The 7,300-nt window shown below is 60.3% G+C and carries 5 protein-coding genes; all 5 read right to left on the minus strand.

The genetic code is table 11. The features are described 5' to 3' along the window. Nucleotides 1–283: 283 nt before the first annotated feature. Nucleotides 284–1,894, minus strand: a complete 1,611-nt coding sequence (locus ABJK70_RS17470; protein ID WP_347258608.1) for an MraY family glycosyltransferase — start codon at nt 1,892–1,894, stop codon at nt 284–286. Between the two features lie 167 nt (nt 1,895–2,061). Further along, complete coding sequence (locus ABJK70_RS17475) at nt 2,062–3,807, minus strand: exosortase C-terminal domain/associated protein EpsI (protein ID WP_347258609.1); 1,746 nt, start codon at nt 3,805–3,807, stop codon at nt 2,062–2,064. Then, complete coding sequence (locus ABJK70_RS17480) at nt 3,753–4,508, minus strand: WecB/TagA/CpsF family glycosyltransferase (protein ID WP_347258610.1); 756 nt, start codon at nt 4,506–4,508, stop codon at nt 3,753–3,755. Before ABJK70_RS17480 ends, ABJK70_RS17475 begins: the two co-directional genes overlap by 55 nt. Before the next feature lie 482 nt (nt 4,509–4,990). Continuing rightward, entirely contained in the window at nt 4,991–6,880 is a 1,890-nt protein-coding gene (locus ABJK70_RS17485) for an alginate lyase family protein (protein WP_347258611.1), read from the minus strand. Nucleotides 6,881–6,916: 36 nt separating this feature from the next. Further along, nucleotides 6,917–7,300, minus strand: a 384-nt coding sequence (locus ABJK70_RS17490) for a hypothetical protein (RefSeq protein ID WP_347258612.1), incomplete at its 5' end; no start/stop codon positions are given.

A 7,300-nucleotide genomic window follows, 5' to 3' on the forward strand; every position in this document is an offset into this window, starting at 1 on the left:
ACGATCTACGGCGCGGGCTTCAGGCCCAAGGTCGGCAACGTCTTGCCCAGCGTCTGGGTCCGATGATCAGTCGGAGATTCTGCCTCTTGTGGAATCCAGAATCGAGATATAAGGTCGGCAATCCCTTCCCAATCGCAAACGGTCGCTTTAGTCGCGACCCTTCCAATCGCAAACGGTCGCTTTAGTCGCGACCCTTCCGACAACGCCCTTTGCCGAGCCGGTACGTCGGCAAAGGATTGCCGACCTACATATCGGGATCCCTTACACCGAATCGGAAAATGCTCTAAAGCGCCTTGATTCCGACGATCACGAAAGCCGCCATGGCCCCGATCGATATCGCCAGGCTGGCGGCGCTTCGCCGTCTCAATACGAACTCCACGCCGTAGAGCACCACGGCCGACTGAATCGCCAGCTTGGCGTAGTTCACTTCGCCGAAGACAGGCAGGTTGGCCGCCGCCAGCAGGATGAATACGACCAGAAAGTCCGACGGCGTAACGGAAAAATAATAACGTCCGGAGAAGCGCACACCCACGGCGGTAACGGCCGCCAAGACCGGGAAAAAGTATTTCAGCCCGATGTGCCAAAGACGCCGTTCCGTAACGCCGGAGAGCTCGATCGAATAGATCACCAGGATGACGCAGGCATAAATCACGAACCGCTCTATCCATCTGGCCGCTGGCAATCGCGATACGCGGGCGACCAGCCAGGCCGTCATACTGACGGCTACGAAGTAACGGATATCGGACGCCAGTTCCCTGGCTACCACGGCCCCCATGATCAGAAATCCGGTAATGAGCAGGCTCAATACCAGATTCGGGGTTTCGTCCAGTCTCGCCCGGTCGCGCGCGCGCTTGAGAAAACCCGTCACGGGCGAGGTGCCGCCATGCAGCCGCCATCCGAACTTTCGGGCGAGCGGGTAAAACAGGACGATCGCCGCGCTCAGAGCCAGATAAAGCGCCGCGATCAACCAGTAGGATTCGTACCGGAGCAGATAAGCGGATACCACCAATAGGGATTGAACGGCGTATATGGCCAGCACCGCTTCGTACTGATCGAACCCCAGGGCCAATAGCTTGTGGTGAAAATGGCTTTTGTCCGGTTTGAACGGGGATCGGCCTTCGGCCATCCTTTGCGTCATGACCATCAAGGTATCGATGATGGGCAATCCGAGAATGGGCAAGGCGAGTCCCGGCGTCAGCGCGGTATTGACTTGCTCGGTCAGCATGAGTACCAGCACGCCCAGGCTGAAACCGAGAAACTGGCTGCCGGTGTCGCCCATGAACACCATGGCCGGATGGGTGTTGTAGCGGAGAAAGCCGAGCGTCGCGCCGATGATGGCCAGGCTCGTAAAAACCAGCTCGTCGCCTTCCGCGAGATCGGCCAGGGAAGCGATACAGGCGAGACTCAGGAGACTCAAGCCGGCCGCGAGCCCGTCGAGGCCGTCCGACAAATTGGTGGCGTTGGTGGTCCCGAGGAGAAAGAAGACGGTCAAGGGATACGAAACGAACGCCGGAATTTCCCGGCTCTCGAACCCCGGCAATCGTTCGACCGCCACACCGCCGAGCCAAACCACCACGGCGATCGCCAATAGCTGCCCGGCGAATTTGGTCCGGTAATCGAGATTGACGCGATCGTCCCACAAACCGAAAACCGTGATCACGCCAATGCCGAAAAGAAACATCTCGGTGCTTCGGCTCAAATCGATCCAGGCCAAAACGGACGCTACAGCGCCCAAGACCATCCCGATACCGCCGATCCGCGGAATAACCGCATGGTGAATCTTGCGTCCGTCCGGCACGTCGACAAACCTCAGGCGGGGCGCCAGCCGCATGAATACCGCGACCAACACCATCGCGACGAACAAGGCGGTGAGAAAGACGAAGAAATGAAACATAAACCGAGGCAGCCCCACACATCCTTTGCAGTGATATCGACGGCGACTCGCCGTAGTAGCCTCTCATTCCCCTAGCACTCCGCTTTCCGCCCGACTTCCGCTCCGGAGAGATCATGGGATGGACATCGATGCGAGTGCTGCTTTGCCCACGCATGGGATTCCGGCGTTCAGTTCGCGACGTACCGGTCCAATCGCGGTATCAGCGAAGCGAGAAAACTGACGAGGCGCTTCTCGGTCGCCGCGAGATCCTCGCCCGGAGGTGCGCGGGTCGTAAGTCGCACCAGCGCGCCGTCGCTACGGTTCAGGGTCAGCGCGTCCCAGAACAGATACCACTTGACGAGATATTCATTGGTCAGATTCCGGCCGCGCTGCTGAAACCAGTAATGAACCAGTTGCCTTTCGTCGCCTTTCTGAATCAGGACCCGATTGACCCTGAGATCGCCGGCGTAAAGCCGGATGCCCGGAATCGACACCGTCTCCAAGGACTTGATCTGCCATCCGCCGCCCGGTATGCAGGAACGCGGGGAATGCACCGACTCGCCCTTGCGCTGCGAGGCGTAATAGGCCGCGTAGAAATTCACCGGCGGCGCGCCGCCCTTGCTGAAATCGGCCAAGATGTAATCGTCGAGCTTCAAGGCATCGACATACTGCTGTTCCATGATCTCGCGCCGTCCCTGCCAGGCGTCCATTTGCATCGGAAACTCGGCGAACGATGCGCGCGGCGGAACCGATTCCGCCCGCTTCTCCAGAGACAGCGACAAGCCGGCCGCAACGATCAGCATGCCTCCGACCGTCCAGAACTCCCGAGGCAGCTTCCGCTTCCGAGGTGCGATACCCTCGTCGGGCCCTTCGGGCCACCGTCTCCCGGAAGGAGAAGGAGCCAAGGCGCGGCCCTCGGCCGCATATTTTCGGGCAGGCTCGGGAAAAGCGATGTCGAAAAGCTCACTCAGCGGGCGCTTGTCTTCACCGATCCGCGCCAGCAAGCAAATCTCGCCGATCAGAATGGCGGTACAGGCCATGAAGATCGCCCAGCCCTCGAAATCGTGCAGGAAGCCCTCCGCCATCGACGGGCCCCGATATTCCACGAGCACCCCGATGAGCCCGACGCGCAGGCTGTTCATCAGAACGGTAATGGGAATGCTCGACAGGAACACGAGCACCCGCTTCCAAAGCGCCGCTTTGAAAAGGTAAGCGCAGATGAAGGCCAGCCCCATGAGAGGGAACAAGTATCTTAGCCCGCTGCACGCTTCCACGACCTGGAGCTTGTACGCGCCGAGGTCGATGACGTTGCCCTCGAGGTAGACGCTGATATCGCACAAGCGGATCAAGCCGACCCCTAGCCGGGAAGAGAGCAGTTGCAACTCCGAAGACAGTCCCTGATAGATGAAACTGGGCAACGGGATCGCGAAAAACAGAAAAAACAGCGGAACCCGGGCAAGCCGGAAAACTTCCGGTCCCAGAGCGGTGAGAACCACGCCGAAAAGCACGATCAGGAATGCGTACTGCTCGATGATGAGCAGCGTGCTCAATTCGCCCAGAAAGAAGAACGCCAATCCGGCGACGACGAGCGATGAACCGGGCGGATATCCGGATATTCTCGCGGCCGCGATATCGTTCTTTTTTTGCCAGATGAGAAAAGCCGTGACGAAGGGGATGAGGACGCCGTGGCTATATTCATCCGAATTGAGCCAGGCATCGACCGTATAGGTCAACGCGTCGAAAAAGATGATGGCTATCAAGACACCGAGTATGGCGAGCCTCGACCAGACCCGGCCCGATGCCCTCCGTTGTAACTCGGAGTGAATTCCCTTCACGATATGTTGATCCATCGAGGCATCCTGCCCGGAGCGATGATGCATCAGTTCATCGCTACGCCCGAGCGATTCGCCCACTTCTCGCGCATCACGCGCCATGCGAATTTCGGCAGTTCGGCTTGCCGCCGGAGTCTTTGGGGCTCGCGGGCGAGCCGGTAAAACCACTCGAGATGCATGCGCCTGAACAGCGCCGGAGCGCGCCTCACCTTTCCGGCAATGACATCGAAACTGCCGCCCACGCCCTGACACACTTTTACCGAGAGCTCGGGGGCGTGCTGCATCATCCAGAACTCCTGCCGGGGGCTTCCCAGTGCGACGAACAGAATCTCGGCCCTCGATGCGTTGATGTCGGCCACGAGCCTCGGCATATCGGGTTCGCGGACATAGCCGTGCTGAAAGCCGGCGATGCGAAGCCCCGGATGCCGCTCGGGAAGAATCCGGGCCACCTTTTCGTTCACTTCGGGGCTTGCTCCGAACAGAAAGACGTTTCGCCCTTGGGCCGCGCCGATTTCGCAGATGGCCGGCATCAGATCGGCTCCCGGCACCCTGCTCGGGCAGCCCAGCCCCAGCCAGCGCGCGGCCCAGACCACGCCGATGCCGTCCGGGATGAGCAGCTTCGCGCTCTTCAATGCCTGCAAGAGCCGCGCGTCGTCGCGGGCCCGCATGATCTTTTCCGGATTGACCGCCGCGATAAATCCGCCCCCATCGCCTCGAAGGATATCGTCGACGGTCGCCAGCGCCCTGGGGAAATCGACGACGTCCACGGGCACGCCGAAAATATCGATTCTCTCGTTATTCATGGAATCCCTTCCCTGACGAGTTCTACAGATCGAGAACGACTGACTCCACCCGTCGATCCCTGCTTATCGCGGGTTATCGACGCTCATACCATATCGACACGATCCGCAGTGAAATCGTCACACCCCCAGTAATGCTACGTATCGTTTTCGTATCGAATGGCAAGCTCAAGTGACGTCGTCAGGGCACGATTCAGGGACTTATTCCAAATCGCTTTCAATAAGGAATTCATGTTTGTAGGGTGGGTTAGGCGCACATCAGCACTGACCGACCGCCGATCACTGCGCTTCGCGTGCGCCGTAACCCACCGAGCGACCGTCAATCGGTGGGTTACGCGGAGCCTGTCCTGAGCTTGTCGAAGGGCCTGTCCCGAGCGGAGACTAGGGGCCTGTCCTGAGCCTGTCGAAGGGCTAACCCGCCATCGATGGGTTTCGCTTCGCTCTACCCATCCTACGATGAATGTTCATTCGAATGCCGAATGGAATTACATGGTTTTCAAAGGCTCCATCGCGCGCTCCAATAACAATTCCAAAGCCGCCATTCCGTCGCGATGTGCATCATCGAAAGAGAGCGCAGTGTGGAATTGGTGGGGAAATTCGCCGGCATATCGGACCAGAATGGAAACCGCCGGCTTTCGGACTCCGTAACACGGAGACTGCCAGCCGAGTATGGGATCCGTTTCTCCGCGGTGCAGGGTCATGACGCCTCCGGCAAGATCCAGCCGGGCGCCGATGTCGTTGCCGCTCAAGACGAACCCCGCTCCGGCGGGCGCCGCCTCGACGCCGAGATGCCAGATCAGTTCGGCGACATGATGCCCCTGCCCTGCCAGATAATCCCGGATCAGCAGATGATCCGACCCGTCGAAGGCGATCGCCCGCCAGTGGGTGATTCCTAACCGGCGATATCCGTCATGCCGGGCCAGCAGCAGAATTCTTCCGCTTTCGTCGCGATGACACTTCACCAGGGAAGCGTCGTGGCCGTTCGACCATTGGAACGACGTTTCCTGTCTCGCCTGATCCCGCCCGTCGACGCGCACGGTATTGTGGGCGGCGGTGCTTCGAAACCAGCGCCGCCAGGTCGGATCGCCGGTATAGGTGTATGTGTTGGGATCGATCAGAAGCTCGCTGCCGCCGAACGTCACATGAAGGGACAATGCATCGGCATGAGCGTGCCCATGGGCCGGCGGCATGCCGAGCGGACCGTGATCGAAGATCAACCGCACCGGCCGTTCGCCGCGTCCCCTGACGACCGTATAACCCGTATTCGGAAAGATCGCGGGATTTTCCGCCGGCGCCGGTCCGCTCCAGCTGATGCGGAGATGGCGGGACAGCGCGTAGCCGTCGTCGCAATCCCCTATTCGCGGCAAATCGTCCGGACCGTCGGCCAGTGCTCTCAAGAAGCGCCGGCCACGGCGAACGGCATCGGCCAAGGCTCGCGGTACCCGGTGCCGGCGGTGTTCGAGCAGCGCTTCTACCAGCCCGAGCAAATCGACGATGAAAAGCTGATACCAGAAGGCCTGCTCGATTCCGCCCCCGTCCGGGAGCACCTGGCGCTCGGCTTCGTGCTGGAGAATGCGAAGTCCCCGCGTCCGCCATCGAAAGGCATCCGGCAGCTCCGGGAACAGGGTTCCGGCATAGACCAGCCCCGCAGCCTCCGCGACGGTGTGATTGCCGGCCGAGGAATGAAGCGACAACCTTTTCGCGATGAGTGGCGCGTGGGACGAAACGAGCCTCAACAGATTGCCCCAAGTCTGTTCGGGCGCCGTTAGGCGATCTCTCGTCAGATCCAGCGCATGGCACGCGGCGATCACCCGCAGTGCGCATTCCATGGCGGACACGTAATGAATCCCGGTCAGGGGCGGATTGGCCTTCACCCAGGAATCGAGCACGGCTTCCATCAGTTCGACCGCTTCCCGCGCCCGGTCCTCGTCCGCGTTCGCCAGCAGCGCCAAATTCACCAATTGCTGTAGACGGGAGGGTTCCCACACCACGCGCGCATCGCCATACGGATTGCCCTGTCGATACGCAATCGATCCGAAGAAGGTTTGCGGCCAAACGTGGCCGGTATCGGGGGCAACATGCCAAATGCCCGGATCGGGTGCCCAGGCCCACCGGCATCCCAAGGCCGGCCACTCCCCGGCCAGCCAGCTTTCGGTTTCGGCAGCGGTCGGCAGAAAGGCAAAGGGAAGATCGGGCATCTGCCGGACGGAGCCACGACAGAACGTGAAGCCGTCCGGACGACGGTCCGCATGCCGGCCGCCAAGGCGATGCTCCCGCCGCAACCGCCGCAGCGTCCACAGCTCGTTGAGCCGATGAACGATCTCCCCGCCGCTCATGACGCCGAGGCGTTTGACGTACCAGATGATGCTTTCCATAGCTTTATGGGCGCCTATCGGAGTTCGAATCGGCTCCTATCCCTGGGAAACGATGATTCGCCGCGTCTTGTAAAAAAGGAGCGCATACATCACGGCCATGCCGATGGCATATGAGAGCACCGCCGTCGTCAAACCGATGTTGTAGTGTCCGCTCGCCGAAAAAATCGCGATCACGACTAGCGTTCTCGCCAGATCCCAGAAAAATAGCCATCTTTCATGACGCATGATCGTGATGACGGACGAAAGCGGCGACGCGATGATTTGAGCGACGATGAAGGGCGTCAATGCGGCGAGAACTTCGCCCGCGCCGCTCCATTCTTCCTTTCCAAAAATCAGGCCCACATACCAGGGACCCGCGAGACAGGCGATCGCGACGGGGATGCTCAGAAGCATGAGCCGGCTCGAGGTCCGCTCGAACAG

The organism is Methylocaldum sp. (assembly GCF_039794385.1).
Lineage (GTDB): Bacteria > Pseudomonadota > Gammaproteobacteria > Methylococcales > Methylococcaceae > Methylocaldum.